Consider the following 22061-nt stretch of genomic DNA (forward strand, 5'->3'; position numbering starts at 1 on the left):
AAATATGAAAACAAAGCTTTGTCTTTTACTTTTTACTGCTCTATTCTTTTCAAATAACAGCTATAGCCAATCGAAAAAAATCGATATTAACGGCGTTTGGGAAGACATTAATCCGGGCGTACAAAACGCTGTCGCAATTGTATCGGAACAAAACGGAAAAGTAATTTTCTCCCATTACCTGGAATGGAAAGGGCAAAAATTTGTGGAAAGCGGCACGGGGAAAAGAACCGGAAACACCATTGTTTATACCGTGGATATCACCTTACCTATTGAGGGCTGGGCAACTCAGGGAACACATACGCTGATTTTGTCTGAAGATGGAAATACACTGGAAGGCACTTTTATCGACAACAAGAACAGAACGGGGCCGATTTCGTTTAAAAGGGTACGCTGAGCGTTTGTTCTTGTTGAAAAGTTTCAAGTTTCAGGTTTCAAGTTCAAACTGCACCTGAAACCTGAAACTTGAAACCTGAAAATCCTTTCCCTCTACAAATGCAGCTGAATTTTGTATTTGTTACAGATTTTCATCACATAAAGCATGATCGTCGAAAAAACTAAAGACCAGATGATCCCCGGAACTCCTTCACGAAAATAACCCGGAATAATATGAATATTCAAAGCTTTGCAGAAATAATAAATAGCCCCCGGTAAAATGTAAATCAGTAACGGATTTGCAGCAGCGGGCATAAAGAAATTACTCCATTGGGTTTGTTTTTTAACTTCCATCAGCCAAAACAGAAAATAGAACAAAACCGTACAAATTCCGGCTGACAGCAATGTCCAGGCAGGAGTACCCTGTATTTTTGAAATTCCATAATATTGACGAAGAAAAAATCCGAATGAGAAAAACAATGCAATGAACCCAATAACAGGCCAGTTGATTTTCTTTTCGATTTTTTGATCAAAAAACAATAATGAGATTATTATTCCAGCCGTTACCAAGGTGGCATGTGTTAAATGTCCGGCAATAAAACGCAGCCACTCCGGTAAATGTAAACTTTGGGTCAAATTAGCAGAGTTTAAAGAAACACATAGTATTAAAAAGACAATCATTGCCCACAACTTACCCGAAACCAGCCAATAATAAATTACTGAAATAAGATAAGCCCAGCCAATTAGCCCCAGGATCCCCCACCATTGAGGCGTCATCCCAATAGTACCATCAGTCTGAACATATAAAAAGTAAAGTGTGATCAGAACTGCTATTCCGCCATACTGAAGTGTATTTTTTAACCAAACAGGAAAGTCTTTCGCATATTTGTTCCAAATTGGTATTGGCATTGCAAAAGCTAAAAATCCCCAAAATGCGGGTGAAATAACCATTTTTGCAGCATCGTAACCATCTGATGCATTGACCATAAAAACACCGATAATAATCAGAGCCAAAGCTCTTTTCAAAGTATGTGTCCAAATTGTTCTTACGCTATCTCCTTTAATCAATCGGGCATTAAAAGCAAACGGAACTGACATTCCGACAATAAACAAGAAAGCCGGAAAAACCAAATCTACAAAAGTCATCGCATCAGCATCTGCCGGCATGTGTTTCATCCATTGAGGGACATTTACAACACTGGCCAATTCATTTACAAAAATCATAACAAAAATTGTGATTCCGCGCAAAGCGTCTATCGAAATGATCCTTTGATGGTATAAATTTTCTTTTACTTTCATAAATGATTAGATTTTTAGGAATCTCAAATATAATATTTTTATGAAATGACCAATTGTATTAGTTTCATTAAAATTAATCCATCACAAATTCTTCTTATTTGCATACTTTTGCAACATGTTATCCTTTTTTAAATCAAAACCTCTTTTAAAAGATCTGCTGTCTGATCCTTACGTTGATATTCACTCACATCTGTTACCCGGAATTGACGATGGCGCGAAAACCATAACCGATACCATAAAGCTTGTCCGTGCGTTTCAGGAAATGGGAGTTTCACAATTTACCACCACTCCACATATCAATCATTATGTATGGAATAATTCGGCTCAGATTATTACCGCAAAACAGCAAGAAACTAAGCTTTTATTGGAAGAAAACCACATTCAAATTCCTTTTCAGGCTGCTGCAGAATATTTTATCGATGATTGGTTTGAAAATCATTTTAAAAACGAAAAACTTCTCACTTTAAAAGACAATTATGTACTGGTAGAGCTCTCCTATCAAAACGCTCCTATTCACTTGTATAAAACTCTTTTTGAACTACAGGTCGCAGGATATATTCCGGTTCTGGCACATCCGGAACGTTATGTATACTATCGAAAAGATTTTAATGAATATGAGAAACTGAAGAAAGTAGGATGTTTATTTCAATTAAATTTATTGGCTGTCGTAGGGTATTATGGAGAGCATATTTGTAAAACTGCTGAAGAACTTCTTAGAAAAGGAATGTATGATTTCACCGGAACTGATGTCCATCACATGAATCACATCAGAGCTTTTGACCAGAAAATAAAAAACGGCAATATTGTTAACTTAAAAGAAGTCATTGCCAACAATCAGTTTTTTAAATTCTAGAGCATACTAATAGGCGTTTTCTTCTCCATTTACGATGTTGATGATCGTTTTTATAATGATTTTAATATCCAGCATCAGGCTCCAGTTCTCGATATACCAAATGTCATATTCCACTCTGTTTTCCATATCGACTAACTCTTTGGTTTCGCCACGATAGCCATTGACCTGTGCCCAGCCAGTAATTCCGGGTTTGGCATACTGACGCACTAAGTAATTATTAATCAAATCGCTGTATTCTTTAGCGAGATTCACCATATGAGGTCTCGGCCCTACGACCGACATATCTCCTAAGAAAACATTGAAAAACTGTGGCAGCTCATCAATACTTGTTTTGCGAATAAAAGAACCAAATTTTGTAACACGGCTATCTCCTTTCTCAGCTTGTTTTTTATGGGCCAAACGATTAACACGCATACTCCTGAATTTATAACACATAAACGACCGGTTGTCGCGCCCCGATCTTTCCTGCTTGAAAAACACAGGTCCCGGCGATTCAATTTTAATGATCAGCATAATAACAGGAAAGAGCCACGGAAATACCAGCAAGATTACGGAAAGTGAAAAAACAACATCAAAAACTTTTTTTATCAGTCGGTTCACAGCAAACTCCAAAGGCTCCGTTCGGAACATCAAAACCGGTGTGTTTTCATAAAACGTCACTTCTACCTTACTGGACTTTGTATACTGCTGAAAATCGGGAATAAACTTAATACGCACCATGTTTTGCTCACAAATCTGTGTCAATTTATTAATAACCTCAATTTGATCAATATGCAGTGCCACGTACATTTCGTCGACCTTTCTTCCGACTACAAATTTATGAATGGCACTAAAATCGCCTAACACTGAAGTAGCATCAATAATTGAGTGACTTCTGCTCTCATCAAAAAAACCTAAAAATTTATAACCGTACGTCAGATCTTTTGCGAGTATCTTACGCATTCTTTCTCCTGCCTCGTTTGCTCCTACAATAATAAATGTTTTAAAATTATACCCACGACTTCTGATGTACTTTAAAAGTTTCATGGACAAATAGCGGGAGATCATCAGTAATCCAAAAAAAATCAAATAAAAAGAAAGCAGTCTGAGTCTTGAGATCTCATTGTATTTGAGATACACCACAAAAATGGAAATCAAAGCAGCGTGAATCACTAACTTCTTAACAGTTCTGACCAATATTGATTCGATAGGTTCTACTCTTACGCTTCTATTGGAATCATTTTGAAACAATAAGGCTACCCAAATTAAAATTGCCAGCAATGAAACTGTACGTTCTTCTTTTAATAAAAGCTTGTCTAAACTGCCAAATCTTGTCAGTGCAGAAAGTACTGTTGCCAGATTTAACAACACAACATCAACGCAAACAAATAAAAGCTTGAAATAGCGCGAAAAACGATAATGCGACAGTTTCTGTAAAATTTCCATATCGGGGATATATACTTACTCTAAGCGAAATAAAAACTGATTAAAAATCAGTTAAAAAATTAATAGTGCAAAATAGTATTTTAATTATATTTTTCAGCATTATTTAAAATCTATCTTTAAAAGTTTACTTTTATATTATGCAAATTTAATATTGCAGACCATGATTAAGACTTTTTTACTCTTTTGCCTGACTGTCTCTTTTGCTAATGCTCAAGTTTTAAGCTGTACCGACCCGCTTTCTAAAAATTACAATACCGCTGCGACAGTTAACGACGGAAGCTGCAACTATAAAAAAATCCACCTCAGCCCCCTATATTCTAAACTCCTGAGCGATTCGATTAAAGAAACCTCTGGATTGATTGCTTTCGATAATTTACTCTGGACGCACAATGACGATCATGACACCACAATTTACGGATTGGATTCAGTGGGTAAAATTCGAAAAAAAGTTGTTCTGAAACAGGTTATCAATCACGACTGGGAAGAGATTTCACAAGACAGTTCTTTTATATACCTTGGAGATTTCGGGAACAACTACTTCGGTAACAGAACCGATCTGAACATTCTAAAAATAGCGAAAAAATCGTTCTTGGAAGGAAATCCTGCAATTGAAAAAATCTCCTTTCAATACGCCGACCAAACTGATTTTTCTGCAAAAAAACCAAACACTGCTAATTTTGACTGCGAAGCATTCATCGTGTCCAAAGACAGCATTTATTTATTTACCAAACAATGGAAAACATCTAAAACCAACATTTACGTTTTGTCTAACCAAGCGGGTTCTCACGTTGCACGACTAAAACACACCTTAAACACAAAAGGCCTGGTGACCGGCGCGACTTATTTAGCGTCTAAAAAAACAATTGTTCTTTGTGGGTACTCTAAACTTGGCAAACCCTTTTTGTATCTTTTGTACGATTTCAAAAACACTGATTTTCTGTCGGGAAATAAACGAAGGATTAAGCTGAAGCTACCCTTCCATCAAATAGAAGGAATTGCAACTCATGACGGTCTGCATTATTATTTAACCAATGAATCCCTCATTCGAAAACCGATCCTTTATGTACCCCAGCAGCTTCATTATTTCGATTTGAGTTCTGTACTAAGTTTCTACCTTCATAATTAATTCACAAATAATATCTCTTTCAGTTTCACAATCAATGAAAATTGAAACGATTGCTTCTCTGTTTAATGCGGGCAACCGAAACATTTTGCATAAGAATCAAATTGATAGGTTAATAAAACTTCATAAACACCCCCTGTCCTTCCAATATTAGAGGTATTCATATCATAAGAAACACCTAATTTCAAATTTTCGTACTGTAGTCCTGTAAAAAAATTTATCGAAGTCAGTAATTGATTCCCAATATCGTTTTTTGACGGGTTAGTAGTTACTGTTGCTCCAAAATATATATTTTCGAATAGGACTGATGTACCTATATCAAATCGATTATAACGCCCTTGTTGCATATAGTTTGATGTAACAAGCATCTTGGCTTCATACGGCAAAAATACGACATCGACATAATCCGCCAATAGAAATTTGTAACCTGAGCTTAAAGAAAAGAAAGAATCTAAACGTGCATTTCCGTTTGTTGTAAAAGATATATCGGGTCTGTTAAGATGTTTCATAGACAAACTAATCCATAGACTTTCGGTATTGAAAACCATTCCCGCTGATACATCAAAGAAATTGATTTTATCATTTTTTAGTATTGGATCAATTGAAGTGGGGTTAATTGTACCTGTTTTTATGTTTATCTGATCTTCAAGCAATAGATTTTGAAAACCGAATGACTTTACCCCAAAACCTACTTCAATTGCCGGTCGAAAAACCCAGGTATCATTATACTCTACTTTATAGGCATAGTTCCCATTAATTTGTGTATAACTATAATGGTTTACATTCTGTCTTTGATTTAAAACACTCAATCCATAACCGCTGTTCATATTTTCATTCCAAGTATTAATAAAGGCATAATCGGTATCCATTTTTAGATCTAAATCCGGCCATTGTTCTCTATGAATAATACCTGCGTAAGTAGTTTCTCTAAACCCACTGAAACCGGGATTAAGTGTTTCCGGAATTAAGAAATACTGTGTAAAAATGGGATCCTGAGCTCTTGTTTCTGAAAAAAAACAACATGCCAGGATTATGATAAAAAGATTTAATTTCATACAGTACTTTATTTAATTAGTGTAAATGCTCCTTTTTCGGTTACCGTATGATTGTAAAAAGTTTTTCCGGTGAGCATAAAATAATAATTCCCGCTCTGAGCATCCACATCTTTTATCTTCCCGTTCCATCCACTAATATTTTTTCCTGTTTCAGTATAGACAACACCTCCCCAGTTATCAAAAATAATCAGACTAATATCCTCTAAGCCAGTAAATACGGGTGTAAATACATCATTGTAACCGTCATTGTTTGGAGTAAAGGAATTCGGCATCATTATACTATATCCTTTTGTGATGATCAATGTGGATGTATATTTGTACTGACATCCAAAAGAATAAGTAACTGTCTGTGTAACAGCACGCGTCCCTTCTCTTGTATAAATGTGTTTTGGATTTACTTCATTAGAAAAATTACCATCCCCAAACTCCCAAGATGTATTTATAAAATCTCCCGTAGCTAAATTTGTGAATAAAATTGGGTCATAAACAGAATATGTATCATAAACATCTTTAGTATATGAACCAGTAGTATAATTGGCTATACCCAAAACAGTTTTTTTAACATTGTAAGGAATAGTAGCTGTACAACCAAAACTGTCAGTCACACTAAACGTAATCAGTCCTTCTTTATTTGTATTCATTATTTCATTGTTATCTCCTGTGACAATTCCATCAGACCAACTTAATCTATATGGAGGAACCCCTCCTTTTACATGTCCGATATAGGTTTGATTTATATACTTGGTTTCGCAATTAAGATCTGTTTTAACTTCGATAGTAGGTGTTAGCTCTTCAAATCGGGTAATTTTCCACTCGCCGGATTTTTTACAGCCATTCACATCAGTAACGGTTACCTGATAGGTTCCCGGCGGAATTTTATTTAAATCTTCGGTTTTGGCACCATTGGACCACTCGTATGTAAATGGAGCTTTCCCTCCCGTTACAATTAAATTAATAATGCCTGTATTGGCATCTGCACAATCTAACGGGTTCGAAACATCTGCATTTAGTTTCAATAATGAAGGTTCCGAAATAGTAAAGGTTTCTTTTATTACACATGATTTAGAATCTGTAATTGTCACGCTATATTTTCCCGGTCCAATATTATTCCGTTCTATTCCGGCCGATGGATTATCATCCCAAACTAAAGTAATTGGCGCTTTACCTCCTAAAAGATTTAAGTGGATATAACCATCCTTTGCACCAAAACAGGAAATGTCTTTAATATCTGGTTTTATACTAAAAACAGGGGCATTTTCTATGATCAATGATGATTCTTTTGAACAGCCCAATGAATCTGTAATTGTAATGGTATAAGATCCTGCTGATAAATTATTTTGTGTAAGTCCGGTACCCAAATTACTCCATTTTACACTGTAGGGATCTCCGGTAGTGAAAGGAACTCCTCCTTTTATATTGTCAATACTAACAGAAGCATTTGCAGAATTAAAACACGATATTTCGGATTTAGTGTAATTAAAAACGATTTCTGCATTTTGGGTTAATATGACTTGCAAATGATCTGTACAACCTGATTTATCTGTAACAATCAAATTATAAGTCCCTACAGCTAAATTTTTCAAATTTTGAAGATTACTTGTAAAGCCATTTGGACCCGTCCAGCTATAATTGTAATCAAAGACTCCCGAAGATGTTTCGATAGGTATTCCTCCAACTGTATTTATTTCGATTTCACCTGTAGAATATCCATAACAAAAAATATTCATTTGTTTGGTCAGATTTACTTTTAATACTGGAGGCTCTTCGATTGTATAAGTTCCTTTAAGTAGGTTACAATTGTTTACTTCTGTAATTATCACATCATATGTTCCAGGTTTGAGATTATCTATATATTCAACAGTTTCTGGATAAGGATTTCCGTTTTTTTTCCACTCATAGGTGTAAGGTTGTGTTCCTCCTTTAACCGATAGCCTGATATTTCCATCATTTAAACCAAAACAGCTTATATCATTTTTAATTGCCGAAAATTGAAATAATTCCGGCTCAGCAACGTTGTAAGTCTTTGTGAAGGGGCAATTACCATTGTCAGTTACGTTTAAAACATAGTCACCGGGTTTTAAACCCGAAATATCTTCATTAGTACTTGTAAAACCATCAGGGCCTGTCCATAGAAATGCATACGGATTTACGTTTATAAAAGGAATACCTGCGTCTACAATCAGATCAATAGAACCGTTATTTGCCCCAAAACAGGTACTATTTTTTACCGTTTCGATTACTTCTATTAATGGATCGACTGTAACTGTTATTGTAAAATTTGCTCCGGTACAGGCCTTTGACATAGGTGTTACTGTATAGGTCACTGTTGCCGGACTGTCAATATTACTTACTAAAGTCTGACTAATATTGTCTTTTGGCGAGGATTGTGCACTTGCACCACTTACAGATCCGGCAGGAGAAATTATAGGTTCAGACCATACATAAGTAGTCCCTATTGGTACATTCTCTGTTGTGTTGGTGACGGGTGTAACCTGAAAGGTGTTTTTGCTGCATACCTTTACTGTCTTTGAACTTATAATAGGCTTAAGGGTTAAAGCTACCGAAAAAGGAACTGTTTTTGTAGTAGTCCCACAACTGTTGGTTACACTAAATGTAACGGTATAATTACCACTGTTGGCATAATTTACTGCCCCGGGATTAAGTGAGGTAGATGAAGAAGGTGTGGCTCCGGGGAAACTCCAGAGATAGCTGATTTCTGAACCCGGAGAACAATTTTGATCTACAGTCGCAACGGGATTAATAGATATAGAGTTACAGTAATCAGGAATAGGATTCAGCGTAATGACAGGAGTTTTTTTTACTTGTATCATTTCTGTTACAGACTGGAAAATTCCACATGCGTTCCTAGTAGTTAGCTTTACATAGTATGTTCCCGGATTTGCAAAATTAAAAACCGGATTCTTAGACGAAGCATTGGTTCCGTTTACAAAATTCCATGCTGCTGATCCCCCACAAAATTCTTCACTATATTTGACAACTTCCCAATTATAACTTTCAATACTACATCCCTGACTTGCATCTGTATTATTTGTAATAATAACATCTTTTAAAACACATGCATTACTGTAAGTAAATTGAGGTTGCAGTACCGGTTCAACACAAACTGTTTTTGTAACTTCCTTAGCGGCACCGCAAGGTGTTTTTGCTGTTAATTTAATGGTATAAGTGCCCGGTGTCGAATATATATGTTCTGGACTACCTTCATTTGATATGTTTCCGTCTCCAAAATCCCAGGTGTAAACACCTGCAGCACCGCAATTATTACCATATCCTGCACTAGATTTATTGATAAATATTATAGGTGTATTAGAACATAAGATAGCATTAATGGCAAAGTCTACTTTAGGAACATCTAATATAATAACAGGACCTACTGTAAAAGTACTGCGTCCGCATGTTGTTATTATATTTAAGTTGATCGTATTTCCTAAGGGGCAATTTGCCTTTGTGAATTGATGTAATACAGGAAAGTTTAGAGAAGCCGAAGGATTCGCAGAATTATACTGTATGGAACTTTCCATGTCTTTTTGACTGTACTTCTCAATGGTACCGTCCCCAAAATTAATTTCATATTGTGTATCTGATGGATTAGAACCCCATGAAACTATTTCGAATTCCATTGTATCAACCGGAAGACATAAATTAGTAGTATTACCCGGAGTTATAAGAGCTCCCTTTGGACTGGTCGAATTATTGACTATATAAGTAACAGAATTATTACAGCCATTAGCTCCCACTCCGGTAATCACCATCTTATAAGATCCTAATTTTAAATAGGCATGCGTTTTAGGAAAAGTAATATTGTTTTCTAAACTTCCGTCCCCCCAATCCACAACATAGGATTTAATGCATGATACTGAATTAGATATATTGCCAACATTAATAGTGTATTTGGGATTCTGGCTATCTCCACATTTTTCAAAAGATGTTCCTGAGTTATCTAAGTTTATGAATCTTAGATTTGGTTTCTGTTTTACTGTAATCGTTTTTGCAATAGTGCTTGCTTCACCATTGACATCAGTAACAGTCAATTTTATGGTAAAATTTTGAGTCCCGCAACCTAGCGCTTCAAAAGTATGAGAGGGATTACTACTGCTTGAAGTTTTTCCATCTCCAAAATTCCAAGAATATTGAAAAGGACCATTACCGTTAACAGCTGAAATAAATGTAATAAGGGTACCTGAACAAGAGTTGTCATTGGCGAAGCTAAAATCGACGCCGGGAGGTACTGAAAGAGTAGTATTAGTAGCAATACTATTCGTAAAACTATAACCAAAAGAAGTAATAGCTAATGAAAAATATAGCATTAAAAAATAAAGTTTTTTCATTATTTTTTTGATTATTTGATTAAAGAAATAAATTAAGCTCATAATTAGCATTTTATCTTGTCATTAAAAAAACCAAAGCAGCCATTCATAAAATCAAAATTAACAAGAGTACACTTATTTATTTTTTTAGATGCAATAACCGGTCTTTGAGTGTAATAATCGACATCTTTTAAGACATAACTGGATAAATAGAAGTCTTAAAAAAACCGTTGGATATAAAAGAGTAAAGGGTATTTTTCAACTGAACCAGAATACGGTAATTCCACTTTATTCAATACCAGCGACTAACAATTGTCTATCGTATTTCTAACAAAGAGAATCTATTCAAAAGCTTTGACATTTAAAGTTGCTGCATCTTTTATGTTCGAACACTATTTTTAAGCTATTTTTTTGTTTGATCCAAAAAGGTATCTTTGCACCGTCAAAATTAAATTCCTATTAAAAATTTAGAGATCTAATTAGAGACCTCGTTAAAATTTTTAATAAATTAAAAAAGCCTTGTTTTAGGCACTTTTACAACATGAATTACCTATCTGTAGAAAACATATCCAAATCATTTGGCGAAAAAACCTTATTCGAAAACATCTCTTTTGGAATCAATAAAGATCAAAAAATTGCCTTCATCGCAAAAAATGGTTCCGGAAAAACGACCATTATGAGCATTATCAATGGTTTGGACGAACCGGATACAGGGCAGGTCGTTCTGAGAAAAGGCATTCGAATGGCTTTTCTTTCTCAGGACAATAACCTACAGGACGAATTAACTATCGAAGAAAGCATTTTTGCTTCCGATAATGAGACGCTTAAGATTATTGAAGCTTATGAAAAAGCATTAGAGAACCCAAATGACGAAGAAGCTTACCAAAAAGCTTTTGACGGAATGGATCAGCACAATGCCTGGGATTTTGAAACACAATACAAGCAGATTTTATTCAAACTAAAACTGGAGGATTTTAAACTGAAAGTAAAAAATCTTTCAGGAGGACAAAAGAAACGTCTTTCATTGGCGATCATTTTGATCAATCGCCCTGATTTATTGATTCTGGATGAACCAACCAACCACCTTGATTTAGAAATGATCGAATGGCTGGAAAGTTATTTTGCCAAAGAAAACATTACCCTTTTTATGGTAACGCACGACCGTTTCTTTTTAGAGCGTGTTTGTAACGAAATTATCGAACTTGATAACGGGAAATTATACCAATACAAAGGAAATTACTCTTACTATTTAGAGAAAAAAGAGGAGCGAATTACTTCTGAAAATGCGAGTGTTGACAAGGCCAAAAACTTATTCGTTAAAGAATTGGAATGGATGCGCCGTCAGCCTAAGGCAAGAACTACAAAGTCGAAATCCCGTCAGGATGACTTTTACGTGATCAAAGAAAAGGCACAAAGCCGTCGTAAAGAAAATAAAGTAGAACTTGAAATTAATATGGAACGTATGGGAAGCAAAATTATTGAGCTTCACAAACTTTCTAAAAAATTCAAAGACAAAGTTATACTCGATCATTTTAGTTTTGATTTTCAGCGTGGCGAGAGAATTGGAATTATTGGTAAAAACGGAACCGGAAAATCTACTTTTCTAAACCTTCTTACGGGAACGATCCCACCGGACAGTGGACGAGTTGTAAAAGGCGACACCATCAAAATTGGTTATTACACGCAAAGCGGAATCAATCCGAAACCGGGACAAAGAGTTATCGATATTATTAAAGAATACGGAGAGTATATTCCGTTAGCCAAAGGCAAAATTATATCGGCTTCACAATTATTGGAGCGTTTTCTTTTTGACGCCAAAAAACAATATGATTACGTTGACAAATTAAGTGGTGGAGAATTAAAACGTTTGTATTTATGTACGGTTCTGATTCAGAATCCTAACTTTTTAATTTTAGATGAGCCTACAAACGATTTAGATATTGTAACGCTAAACGTTTTAGAAAGTTTCCTTTTAGATTATCCGGGATGTTTACTGGTAGTTTCGCACGACCGTTATTTCATGGATAAAATTGTCGATCATTTATTTGTTTTCAGAGGACAGGGCGAAATCGAAAATTTCCCCGGAAACTACTCTGATTTCAGAGCCTACGAAGACAGTGCCGATGTGGCTCAGAAAGAAGAGAACAAGGCCGAAAAGAAAGACTGGAAGCAAAACAATCCAACCGGAAATCTAAGTTTCAACGAGCAGAAAGAATATCAGAAACTGGAAAGAGAAATCAAAGATTTAGAAATCGAAAAGACTAAAATCGAACAATTATTCTCTGACGGAAAAGTTGCCGATGCTGATATCGAGAAAAAGGCAAACGAATTACAAAACATCATCAACAAAATAGATCAGAAAGAAGAACGTTGGTTCGAGCTTTCAGCTAAGATTGAGGGATAGTTATTCCGCAAAGATTCACAAAGAAGAAACGCAGAGCTGCACCAAGCTTTATTTTTCTTTTGTGAATCTTTGTTTTTCTTTGCGAATCTCTGTGCAACAAAAAACATAGTATTTTTTATATTAGCACTTTTATTAACCCCATATTACATTATTTTCCTATGAAATACCTTTTAGCTTCACTATTTGCTGTAATGCTTTTTATTTCTTGTTCAAAAGATGAAAAAGAAAAGGATTACACCGCTCAAAACGAAAAAGAAATTACGGATTATATTGCAAAAAATAAACTAACTGCACAAAGAACCAGCACAGGACTTTACTATGTTATTGATGTTCCGGGAACAGGAATTCAGCCAACGGCAAAATCTAATGTAACTGTAGCTTACAGAGGCTCTTTTACCAATGGAACGGTATTCGATCAAAGTAATTCAGATGGAATTTCGTTCTATTTAGATGAAGTGGTAAAAGGATGGACAGAAGGCATTCCTTATTTTAAAACCGGTGGAAGTGGGATTCTTCTTGTTCCTTCGCATTTGGGCTATGGCAGCAAAGGAAATAATAAAATCCCCGGAGGCTCAGTACTTATTTTTGATGTTAAATTAATCAAAGTAAACAAATAAGCTTCAATTAACAAAATGATTCTACAAAGATCAATTAAGGGCTTTAATTTAGAATCAAATACTCAAACAATTACACAGAGATTCGCAAAAAAAGCGAGCTGCAGAAATTTTTTTTGCGAATCTTTGCATTTCTCTGTGAATCTCTGCGAAACAAAAAAATGCTACATACAATAAAATCATATCTCAAATTTCTTTGGAACTCTAAAAACGAGCATGCTGTTCATTCCCCGTTTGTATTCCATTTATTGACGAAATGTTTTTACGACAGGAAACCAAAACCGGAATATTTAATTCTAAAAAAATATCGAAAATCACTTTTAGAAAATAAAAACTTCATTGAAGTAACAGATTTTGGAGCGGGTTCGAAAGTTTTTAAATCCAACAGCAGGCAAATCTCAAAAATTGCTTCAACAGCCGGAATCTCTCCAAAACGAGCTGAATTGTTATTTCGCGTAACCAATTATTTTCAGCCTAAGAATGTTTTAGAAATTGGAACATCATTAGGTTCGGCAACTGCAGCTTTGGCTCTAGGGAATCCAAAAGCAAAAGTTATTACATTAGAAGGTTGTCCAAATACAGCAAATGTTGCCCAAAATCAATTTACGGAATTTGATTGTTTGAATGTAAATTCAATTGTAACAGAATTTGAAAACTATCTTCAGGATATTCAACGGAGACTGAATACGGAGGCTCAAAACTTCGATTTAATCTATTTCGACGGTAATCATTCTAAAAAAGCAACTCTGGAATATTTTGAGCTTTTATTACCAACAATCAACAACGATTCGGTTTGGATCTTTGACGACATTCATTGGTCAGAAGAAATGCAAGAAGCCTGGGGAATCATCCAAAATCATCCAAAAGTAAAAGTCACTATAGACACTTTTCAATGGGGATTTGTATTTTTCAGATACGAACAGGAAAAAGAACATTTTGTGATTCGCGTTTGACAAATTTCAGTATACAATTTTTATTACATTTGTTACTATACGAAGTTTATATGAATGCAATCAAAATTGATACCCCTTTAGAATACTCTATAGCCGTAACTGAATTCCTTTCAGACAATCCAAATGCCAATTGTGTTATTATTGCTTCTGCCACAGGAGTCAAGCAAAATTATTATCAAAATTTTTCAAAGTTTTTATCTAAAAACAATTACTCTGTTTTTACTTTTGACTATGGAGGAATTGGCGATTCTAAACTTCAACCTCTTTCTAAGTTTTCTACAACAGCTTCAAATTGGGCACAAAACGACTTTGAAAGTGTAGTTAAATATGTCAAAAATAAAACTCCAAACAGCAAATTATTCATCATAACACACAGTATTGGCGGTCAGCTTATTGGCTTAGTTCCTTCGAATAATTTATTTGATGGTATTATAATGGTGGCATCACAATCCGGAAGCTGGATACACTGGAAAGGATTTGACCGATTAAAAATGCAGTTTTTGTGGTATGCAATTATACCGTCTCTTACTAAATTCTTCAATTATCTCCCTTCCAGTCACTTCACCCGAATGGAAGATCTACCAAAAGGAATGGCGATTGAATGGGCCAAATGGTGCAAGAAACCCAACTACCATTTTGACTGCATCGAAAATGCAAAAGAACATTACGATAAAATAAACTGCAGCATTAAATCCTATAGTATCGACAACGATTTTTATGCCACTGTATCGGCAATTGATTGGATTGCTTCCAAATTTAAAAAATCTGAAGTAAGCAGAATTCATTTAAAAGCAGAAGAATTTGGCGTAAAAGACATAGGTCATTTCGGTTTTTTCAGAAGTCAGTTTAAAGATACGATCTGGCCTATTTTTTTAGAAGATTTAAAAAGATTTCAATCTCAATAATTTACAAAATAGTAGATAAAAAAAATGGCAACCATTTCTGGCTGCCATTTTTTTACTAATTCAAAATTTTAAAACTTACTTCTTAGCCGCTGCCGTTTCTTCAGACTTCGCCCCCATTCTGTTTAAAGTATACATTGGCGCAAATTTTAATTTCAAACCGGCAATTTTACGATTGTCTTCGCCTGTTAAGCCTTCTTTTTCTACTGTATTTTTTCGGCTGTCAAGTGCTTCATACATCAATTTAATTTCGTCCCAGTCTTCACGGGAGTAACTGTCTTTATTTTTTTCTACCGTATGCACAAACTGTTGGTAGACACTATGAATGTTTTTAGCATTCACCCAGGCAAAACTCATATCTTCTCCAATTTTTCCTTCACCAAATAAAGCATTACGCAATTGCTGTTTTGGACTTGGGGCCGGAGGAGCAAGAATAGTCACCATATTATTTCTAAATTCTTCGTATTTGATCTTACTCGTATTTATTTTCTCTGTCGCGGCATTATTTTCTTTAATATCAGCAAGTGCCAGTTGAGCATTCGCAGCTCTTTTTTCATACTCGGCTTCAACCGCTTTCCAATCAGTCTTTAAATCATCAGCCTTAACATTTTTAACAGAATCGACATAGGCAACATAAGAATCGATTGTTTTTTCGGCCTGTTCTTGTTTTTCATCTTTACAGGATACAAAACCTAATGCGATTACCGCAATTCCGGATAATAATGATATACTTTTCATAATCTTAGTTGTTTTAGTTACCATCTTAACAAATCTACCTAAAACCTAACCTAAAAAATTACACAATTATCATCTTTTAAACATTAAAAATATATTAAAACTATAAAATACAAAATTTGATGTTAATTATGTAAAATTTACCAAAAACAACATAACGCTCTTCTGTCGAAAAAAGATAAGTTTTTTGATTATTTTCAGATGAATAAAAACAAAAGACAATTTGTAACAAAAACCAAATCTCGACTACTCATACTTTTATTGAAAAGTCTTTTGTACATTTAAATCCAAAATTGTAAATCGAAATGGCAAATCCATTAATTAAAATAACCAACATCAAACGAGATTTCGTTCTGGGTAATGAAATTGTTTATGTTTTAAAAGGAATCGACCTGCAAATCAACAAAGGGGAATATGTGGCTTTAATGGGCCCATCCGGATCCGGAAAATCAACTTTAATGAATTTACTGGGTTGTTTGGATACGCCAACTTCCGGACAATACGTATTGAATGGAAAAGATGTCAGTCAAATGCGTGATGATGAACTGGCTGAAATTCGAAACAAAGAAATTGGTTTTGTATTTCAGACCTTCAATCTGCTGCCTAGAACTACAGCCTTAGACAATGTTGCCTTGCCTATGATTTATGCCGGTTACTCCAAAACAGAACGTGTTAAAAGAGCCGAAGAAGTTTTAAAGCAGGTAAATCTTGCCGACCGAATGGACCATCAGCCCAACCAGCTATCAGGAGGACAGCGTCAGCGTGTTGCCATTGCACGAGCTTTGGTCAATAAACCCTCTATTATTCTTGCCGATGAGCCAACCGGAAACTTAGACAGTAAAACTTCTGTGGAGATCATGAAACTCTTTGGTGACATTCACGAACAGGGAAACACCGTAATTCTGGTAACACACGAGGAAGACATTGCAGCCTATGCACATCGTGTAATACGCTTAAGAGACGGATTAATCGAAAGTGACACCCAAAAAGAAGTTAAATCGTTTAGTTGATTAATCGTTTAATCGCAAAGAAAAGCCTTTGAACCTTTGCACCTTAGAATCTTAGCACCTCAAAAAAAAATGAAAGTATATACAAAAACAGGAGACAAAGGAACTACTGCTCTGTTTGGCGGTGACCGTGTTCCCAAAGACCATATCCGAATTGACAGTTACGGTACTGTAGACGAACTAAACTCTTATATAGGGCTTATTCGTGATCAGGAAATGGATGCACATTATAAAACTATTTTAATTGAAATTCAGGATCGTCTGTTTACCGTTGGTGCCATTTTGGCTACTCCGGCAGAAAAAGAGGTTCTTAAAAATGGGGAACTTCGTCTAAAAAACCTTGGAATTATCGATACCGATATCGAATTATTAGAGAATGAAATAGACCAAATGGAAGAAAGTCTTCCACAAATGACTCATTTTGTTTTACCTGGAGGACATCCTACTGTGTCACATTGTCATATAGCACGTTGTATTTGTCGTCGCGCCGAGCGTTTGGCAGTACATTTAAGCCATAATGAAGCTGTTCCTGAAATCGCAATTCGATACTTAAACCGACTTTCTGACTACCTTTTTGTCTTGGCACGGAAGTTGTCCTCAGATTTAAACGCGGAGGAAGTGAAATGGATTCCAAGGAAGTAATTTTAGATTGATGATTAACGATTTTTGATTTTAGATATTCGCACATTTTGAGCATTCTTAAATCTAAAATCAACAATCTAAAATCTGCAATCAGCAAGACGTTCTTAAATTTTATTAAAATAAATCAAATTTTACTTGTCTTTTTCAGTAAAAAATTTATTTTTGCACAAAACTAAACAGATAACAGATGTATTGGACATTAGAATTAGCATCTTATTTAAGTGATGCGCCATGGCCTGCTAACAAAGATGAACTTATTGACTACGCTATTAGAGCTGGTGCTCCATTAGAAGTGGTAGAAAACCTTCAGTCGATTGAAGACGAAGGCGAGATATATGAATCAATGGAAGAAATTTGGCCTGATTATCCAACAGACGAAGATTATCTTTGGAATGAGGATGAATATTAAAAAATAAACCAAAGGAAAAAGTCTCATCACCGAGGCTTTTTTTTTGGTTCAAATACACATTTACATAAAATAGAAATACAATAAATCATGAGTTTCATAAACAGTATTATTAAAGTCTTTGTAGGTGATAAATCACAGAAAGATGTCAAAGCTTTACAGCCTTACTTAAACAAAATTAAAACATTCGAAACCAGCCTAATGAGTTTGTCTCACGACGAATTAAGGGCCAGAACTGTATTTTTTAAGGAAAGAATAAAAGAAGCCAGAGCTGATAAAGATGCTAAAATTGCTTCGCTTAAAGCAGAAGTAGAAAACATCGAAGACATCGACAAAAGAGAAGATCTTTATGATGCGATTGATACTCTTGAAAAAGAAGCTTACGAAATCTCAGAAAAAACTTTATTGGAAATCCTTCCTGAAGCTTTCTCTGTGGTAAAAGAAACTGCAAGACGTTTCAAAGAAAATTCTCATATTGAAGTTACCGCAACTGCAAAAGACCGCGAATTTTCGGCAACAAAACCATACGTTGTTATAGATGGCGAAAAATCTGTCTGGGCTAACAAATGGAATGCTGCCGGAAAAGACATCACCTGGGATATGATTCACTATGATGTTCAGTTAATTGGTGGTATGGTGTTGCACGAAGGTAAAGTTGCCGAGATGCAAACAGGGGAAGGTAAAACTTTAGTAGCTACACTTCCATTATACTTAAATGCCTTGACCGGGAACGGAGTTCACTTAGTAACTGTGAATGATTACCTTGCCAAACGTGATAGTACATGGAAAGCCCCTTTATTTGAATTCCACGGTTTAACTGTTGATTGTATCGATAATCACCAGCCAAGTACGGAACAAAGAAAGAAAGCATACGACGCCGATATCACTTACGGAACCAATAACGAATTTGGTTTTGACTATTTAAGAGATAACATGGCACATTCGCCAAGCGATTTAGTACAAAGAAAACACAACTATGCTATTGTCGATGAGGTCGATTCTGTATTGATTGATGACGCCAGAACACCACTTATTATTTCAGGACCGGTGCCTCAGGGAGACCGTCATGAATTTAATGAGCTGAAACCAAAAATCGAAAACTTAGTAGCACAACAACGTCAGTTGGCAAACGGTTTCTTAGCAGAAGCAAAAAAATTAATCAAAGAAGGAAACACTAAAGAAGGTGGATTCTTATTGTTAAGAGCTTACAGAAGTTTACCTAAAAATAAAGCATTAATTAAATTTTTGAGTGAAGAAGGAATCAAACAATTGCTTCAAAAAACCGAAAATCAATACATGCAGGACAACAATCGCGAAATGCATAAAGTGGATGAAGCTTTGTATTTTGTAATTGAAGAAAAAAACAATCAGGTTGAATTGACAGATAATGGTATCCAATACCTTTCGGGAGATACTGATCCTGACTTTTTCGTACTTCCAGATATCGGAACTGAAATTGCCGCTATCGAAAAGCAAAAACTAGACAAAGATGGTGAAGCAGAAGCAAAAGAAAGATTATTCCAGGATTTTGGAGTAAAAAGCGAACGTATCCATACTCTTACTCAACTTTTAAAAGCCTACGCTCTTTTTGAAAAAGATGTAGAGTATGTGATCATGGACAACAAAATTATGATTGTCGATGAGCAAACAGGCCGTATCATGGATGGCCGTCGTTATTCTGACGGTTTACACCAGGCGATCGAAGCTAAAGAAAATGTAAAAATCGAAGCTGCTACACAAACTTTTGCAACTGTTACATTACAGAATTATTTCAGAATGTACAGTAAATTAGGTGGTATGACCGGTACAGCTGTTACAGAAGCTGGCGAGTTATGGCAGATTTACAAATTAGACGTTGTTGAAATTCCAACCAACCGTCCGATTGCGAGACAAGATAAAGAAGACTATATCTACAAAACAACACGTGAAAAATTCAATGCTGTAATTGAAGACGTAACTGAATTATCAAATGCAGGAAGACCTGTTCTTATTGGAACAACTTCTGTAGAGATTTCAGAGTTATTAAGCCGTATGTTGAAAATGAGAGGCGTTACACATAACGTTTTGAATGCTAAAATGCACAAACAAGAGGCACAAATTGTAGAAGAAGCAGGAAAAGCCGGAGTAGTAACGATTGCAACCAACATGGCTGGTCGTGGTACCGATATTAAATTAACTCCAGAAGTAAAAGCTGCCGGAGGTTTAGCCATCGTGGGTACAGAGCGTCATGACTCTCGTCGTGTAGACAGACAGTTACGTGGTCGTGCAGGACGTCAGGGAGATCCGGGAAGTTCTCAGTTTTATGTTTCACTTGAAGATAACCTAATGCGTTTATTTGGTTCTGAAAGAGTAGCTAAAGTGATGGACAGAATGGGACTTCAGGAAGGCGAAGTAATTCAGCATTCTATGATGACGAAATCTATCGAGCGTGCACAGAAAAAAGTAGAAGAAAATAACTTTGGTGTTCGTAAACGTTTATTAGAATATGATGACGTAATGAACTCTCAACGTGAAGTAGTATACAAACGTCGTCGTCATGCTTTGTTTGGTGAACGTTTGAAACTGGATATCGCAAACATGCTTTACGATACTTGTGAACTAATCGTAAGTCAGAATAAAGTAGCTAATGATTTCAAAACTTTCGAATTTGATCTGATCCGTTATTTCTCTATCACTTCTCCAATTTCTGAAGCTGATTTTACGAAATTATCAGACATCGAAATTACAGGAAAAATATACAAAGAGACTTTGGCTTTCTATACTGAAAAAACAGAAAGAAGCGCCAGAGAAGCTTTCCCAATCATTAAAGGAGTTTACGAAGAGCCAAACAATCATTTTGAGCGTATCGTAGTTCCATTTACAGACGGTATCAAAACACTGAATGTGGTAACCGACTTGAAAAAAGCATACGACAGCGAAGGAGCTCAGTTAATTGCCGATTTCGAGAAAAACATTACTCTTTCTATCGTTGATGAGGCCTGGAAAAAACATTTACGCAAAATGGACGAATTGAAACAATCAGTTCAATTGGCCGTTCACGAGCAAAAAGATCCATTGCTTATTTACAAATTAGAAGCTTTCAATTTGTTCAGAGGAATGTTAGACAACGTTAACAGAGAAGTTATTTCATTCTTGTTCAAAGGTGATTTACCGGCTCAAAACGTTCCTGAAATTCACGAAGCTAAAGAAGTACGTCAAAAAGAAAACTTCAAATTAAGCAAAGACGAAATCGTAAACAGCGAGGAAATCAACCGTGAAGCCGGAGAAACACAACAGCGTCAGGTTACAGAAACGATTGTAAGAGATATGCCAAAAATCAATCGTAATGATACTGTAACTGTTCAGGAAGTTGCAACCGGCAAAACAGAAACAATGAAATTTAAAAAAGCGGAATCTTTAGTAGCCTCAGGCGAATGGATTATCGTTAAATAATAAAGACTTTTAATTAAGCTAACCCGACAGGTTTCAAAAAACCTGTCGGGTTTGTTGTTTTTAACAAACCCGACAGGAAATCTATTCAGATTTTCTTATATTTGTAAAACTAAAACTACTTAACAATGACAGCAATTTTAAATTTATTTAAAAAATCCGATTCAAAAGATACTGGATTAAGAGGAACTGCAGAGGGTAGGTTATATGTTGATAAAAAAGTTTTTTACAACCGTACAGAAGTACGAGAAGCTATAAAAAACCTTAAAAAATCTACTGCAATTAAAGAGCAGATAGAAGCAAATAGAATCTAAATATGATGCCGTACAATCTACTTTTACTTCCTGTAATTGTTGGTTATTTTATTTTAATATATTCCCATTACTTCAGATATAACACTCAAAGATTAACACAAAATAGAATCATTTTTGAATCAGTTTCTGTTGCCATAATTATATTAACCTTGGGATTTCTATTAAGAACTGTAATTGAATATTTATCCCCTCAATTAACA

Annotated in this window: 17 protein-coding genes; 12 read left to right on the plus strand and 5 right to left on the minus strand. The window is 35.3% G+C overall.

The features are described from left to right. The first annotated feature begins 4 nt into the window (after positions 1-4). The gene (locus JO950_RS02285) at positions 5-394 is read left to right on the plus strand and encodes a hypothetical protein (protein WP_202700874.1); all 390 of its coding nucleotides are present in this window, start codon (positions 5-7) and stop codon (positions 392-394) included. Positions 395-486: 92 nt separating this feature from the next. Here JO950_RS02285 and JO950_RS02290 read toward each other — a convergent pair whose 3' ends face one another. Beyond that, positions 487-1671: a DUF5009 domain-containing protein gene (locus JO950_RS02290; protein WP_202700875.1), complete on the minus strand. Its 1185-nt coding sequence runs from the start codon at positions 1669-1671 to the stop codon at positions 487-489. Between the two features lie 115 nt (positions 1672-1786). On the opposite strand from JO950_RS02290, the gene JO950_RS02295 reads away from it, so the two are divergent. After that, positions 1787-2524: a tyrosine-protein phosphatase gene (locus tag JO950_RS02295; protein ID WP_202700876.1), complete on the plus strand. Its 738-nt coding sequence runs from the start codon at positions 1787-1789 to the stop codon at positions 2522-2524. A 6-nt stretch (positions 2525-2530) separates the two neighbouring features. Here JO950_RS02295 and JO950_RS02300 read toward each other — a convergent pair whose 3' ends face one another. Continuing rightward, a complete protein-coding gene (locus JO950_RS02300; protein WP_202700877.1) occupies positions 2531-3949 on the minus strand; it encodes an undecaprenyl-phosphate glucose phosphotransferase in 1419 nt (472 codons plus the stop codon). Positions 3950-4109: 160 nt separating this feature from the next. Here JO950_RS02300 and JO950_RS02305 point away from each other — a divergent pair, with 160 nt between their 5' ends. Then, positions 4110-5075, plus strand: a complete 966-nt coding sequence (locus JO950_RS02305) for a T9SS C-terminal target domain-containing protein (protein ID WP_202700878.1) — start codon at positions 4110-4112, stop codon at positions 5073-5075. 62 nt (positions 5076-5137) lie between these two features. Here the strand turns inward: JO950_RS02305 and JO950_RS02310 are convergent, their stop codons facing one another. Next, positions 5138-6127, minus strand: a complete 990-nt coding sequence (locus JO950_RS02310; RefSeq protein WP_202700879.1) for a PorP/SprF family type IX secretion system membrane protein — start codon at positions 6125-6127, stop codon at positions 5138-5140. A gap of 8 nt (positions 6128-6135) precedes the next feature. Next, a complete protein-coding gene (locus tag JO950_RS02315; protein ID WP_237732261.1) occupies positions 6136-10476 on the minus strand; it encodes a PKD domain-containing protein in 4341 nt (1446 codons plus the stop codon). 520 nt (positions 10477-10996) lie between these two features. Here JO950_RS02315 and JO950_RS02320 point away from each other — a divergent pair. From JO950_RS02320 to JO950_RS02335, 4 genes are all read left to right on the plus strand, one after another. Next, positions 10997-12859: an ABC-F family ATP-binding cassette domain-containing protein gene (locus tag JO950_RS02320; protein WP_017495162.1), complete on the plus strand. Its 1863-nt coding sequence runs from the start codon at positions 10997-10999 to the stop codon at positions 12857-12859. A gap of 158 nt (positions 12860-13017) precedes the next feature. Beyond that, entirely contained in the window at positions 13018-13476 is a 459-nt protein-coding gene (locus tag JO950_RS02325) for an FKBP-type peptidyl-prolyl cis-trans isomerase (protein WP_202700880.1), read from the plus strand. 158 nt (positions 13477-13634) lie between these two features. Further along, positions 13635-14426 carry an O-methyltransferase gene (locus JO950_RS02330; RefSeq protein ID WP_202700881.1) on the plus strand — a complete coding sequence of 264 codons (792 nt, stop codon included), beginning with the start codon at positions 13635-13637 and terminating at the stop codon, positions 14424-14426. 50 nt (positions 14427-14476) lie between these two features. Beyond that, positions 14477-15331, plus strand: coding sequence for an alpha/beta fold hydrolase (locus JO950_RS02335; protein WP_202700882.1), 855 nt, complete (start codon positions 14477-14479; stop codon positions 15329-15331). A 75-nt stretch (positions 15332-15406) separates the two neighbouring features. Here the strand turns inward: JO950_RS02335 and JO950_RS02340 are convergent, their stop codons facing one another. Continuing rightward, complete coding sequence (locus JO950_RS02340; protein ID WP_202700883.1) at positions 15407-16066, minus strand: DUF6565 domain-containing protein; 660 nt, start codon at positions 16064-16066, stop codon at positions 15407-15409. Positions 16067-16368: 302 nt separating this feature from the next. Here JO950_RS02340 and JO950_RS02345 point away from each other — a divergent pair, with 302 nt between their 5' ends. From JO950_RS02345 to JO950_RS02365, 5 genes are all read left to right on the plus strand, one after another. Beyond that, a complete protein-coding gene (locus JO950_RS02345; RefSeq protein ID WP_017495157.1) occupies positions 16369-17073 on the plus strand; it encodes an ABC transporter ATP-binding protein in 705 nt (234 codons plus the stop codon). Between the two features lie 69 nt (positions 17074-17142). Next, entirely contained in the window at positions 17143-17712 is a 570-nt protein-coding gene (locus JO950_RS02350; RefSeq protein WP_089076597.1) for a cob(I)yrinic acid a,c-diamide adenosyltransferase, read from the plus strand. A 187-nt stretch (positions 17713-17899) separates the two neighbouring features. Beyond that, on the plus strand, positions 17900-18121 hold the full coding sequence (locus JO950_RS02355) for a DUF2795 domain-containing protein (RefSeq protein WP_007138072.1): 222 nt from the start codon (positions 17900-17902) through the stop codon (positions 18119-18121). A gap of 87 nt (positions 18122-18208) precedes the next feature. After that, entirely contained in the window at positions 18209-21550 is a 3342-nt protein-coding gene (secA, locus tag JO950_RS02360) for a preprotein translocase subunit SecA (RefSeq protein ID WP_202700884.1), read from the plus strand. Positions 21551-21675: 125 nt separating this feature from the next. Next, on the plus strand, positions 21676-21861 hold the full coding sequence (locus JO950_RS02365; protein WP_202700885.1) for a hypothetical protein: 186 nt from the start codon (positions 21676-21678) through the stop codon (positions 21859-21861). Positions 21862-22061: the final 200 nt, after the last annotated feature.

The sequence above is a fragment of the Flavobacterium sp. UGB4466 genome (assembly GCF_903469665.1).
Taxonomy (GTDB): domain Bacteria; phylum Bacteroidota; class Bacteroidia; order Flavobacteriales; family Flavobacteriaceae; genus Flavobacterium; species Flavobacterium lipolyticum.

What these genes read in the sequence shown, in the direction of transcription:
- JO950_RS02310 (WP_202700879.1), bottom strand. Translation starts at nt 6,127, where the DNA reads ATGAAATTAAATCTTTTTATCATAATCCTGGCATGTTGTTTTTTTTCA.
- JO950_RS02350 (WP_089076597.1), top strand. Translation starts at nt 17,143, where the DNA reads ATGAAAGTATATACAAAAACAGGAGACAAAGGAACTACTGCTCTGTTT.
- JO950_RS02320 (WP_017495162.1), top strand. Translation starts at nt 10,997, where the DNA reads ATGAATTACCTATCTGTAGAAAACATATCCAAATCATTTGGCGAAAAA.
- JO950_RS02315 (WP_237732261.1), bottom strand. Translation starts at nt 10,476, where the DNA reads ATGAAAAAACTTTATTTTTTAATGCTATATTTTTCATTAGCTATTACT.
- JO950_RS02340 (WP_202700883.1), bottom strand. Translation starts at nt 16,066, where the DNA reads ATGAAAAGTATATCATTATTATCCGGAATTGCGGTAATCGCATTAGGT.
- JO950_RS02335 (WP_202700882.1), top strand. Translation starts at nt 14,477, where the DNA reads ATGAATGCAATCAAAATTGATACCCCTTTAGAATACTCTATAGCCGTA.
- JO950_RS02290 (WP_202700875.1), bottom strand. Translation starts at nt 1,671, where the DNA reads ATGAAAGTAAAAGAAAATTTATACCATCAAAGGATCATTTCGATAGAC.
- JO950_RS02325 (WP_202700880.1), top strand. Translation starts at nt 13,018, where the DNA reads ATGAAATACCTTTTAGCTTCACTATTTGCTGTAATGCTTTTTATTTCT.
- JO950_RS02300 (WP_202700877.1), bottom strand. Translation starts at nt 3,949, where the DNA reads ATGGAAATTTTACAGAAACTGTCGCATTATCGTTTTTCGCGCTATTTC.
- JO950_RS02345 (WP_017495157.1), top strand. Translation starts at nt 16,369, where the DNA reads ATGGCAAATCCATTAATTAAAATAACCAACATCAAACGAGATTTCGTT.
- JO950_RS02355 (WP_007138072.1), top strand. Translation starts at nt 17,900, where the DNA reads ATGTATTGGACATTAGAATTAGCATCTTATTTAAGTGATGCGCCATGG.
- JO950_RS02365 (WP_202700885.1), top strand. Translation starts at nt 21,676, where the DNA reads ATGACAGCAATTTTAAATTTATTTAAAAAATCCGATTCAAAAGATACT.
- JO950_RS02295 (WP_202700876.1), top strand. Translation starts at nt 1,787, where the DNA reads ATGTTATCCTTTTTTAAATCAAAACCTCTTTTAAAAGATCTGCTGTCT.
- JO950_RS02330 (WP_202700881.1), top strand. Translation starts at nt 13,635, where the DNA reads ATGCTACATACAATAAAATCATATCTCAAATTTCTTTGGAACTCTAAA.
- secA (WP_202700884.1), top strand. Translation starts at nt 18,209, where the DNA reads ATGAGTTTCATAAACAGTATTATTAAAGTCTTTGTAGGTGATAAATCA.
- JO950_RS02305 (WP_202700878.1), top strand. Translation starts at nt 4,110, where the DNA reads ATGATTAAGACTTTTTTACTCTTTTGCCTGACTGTCTCTTTTGCTAAT.
- JO950_RS02285 (WP_202700874.1), top strand. Translation starts at nt 5, where the DNA reads ATGAAAACAAAGCTTTGTCTTTTACTTTTTACTGCTCTATTCTTTTCA.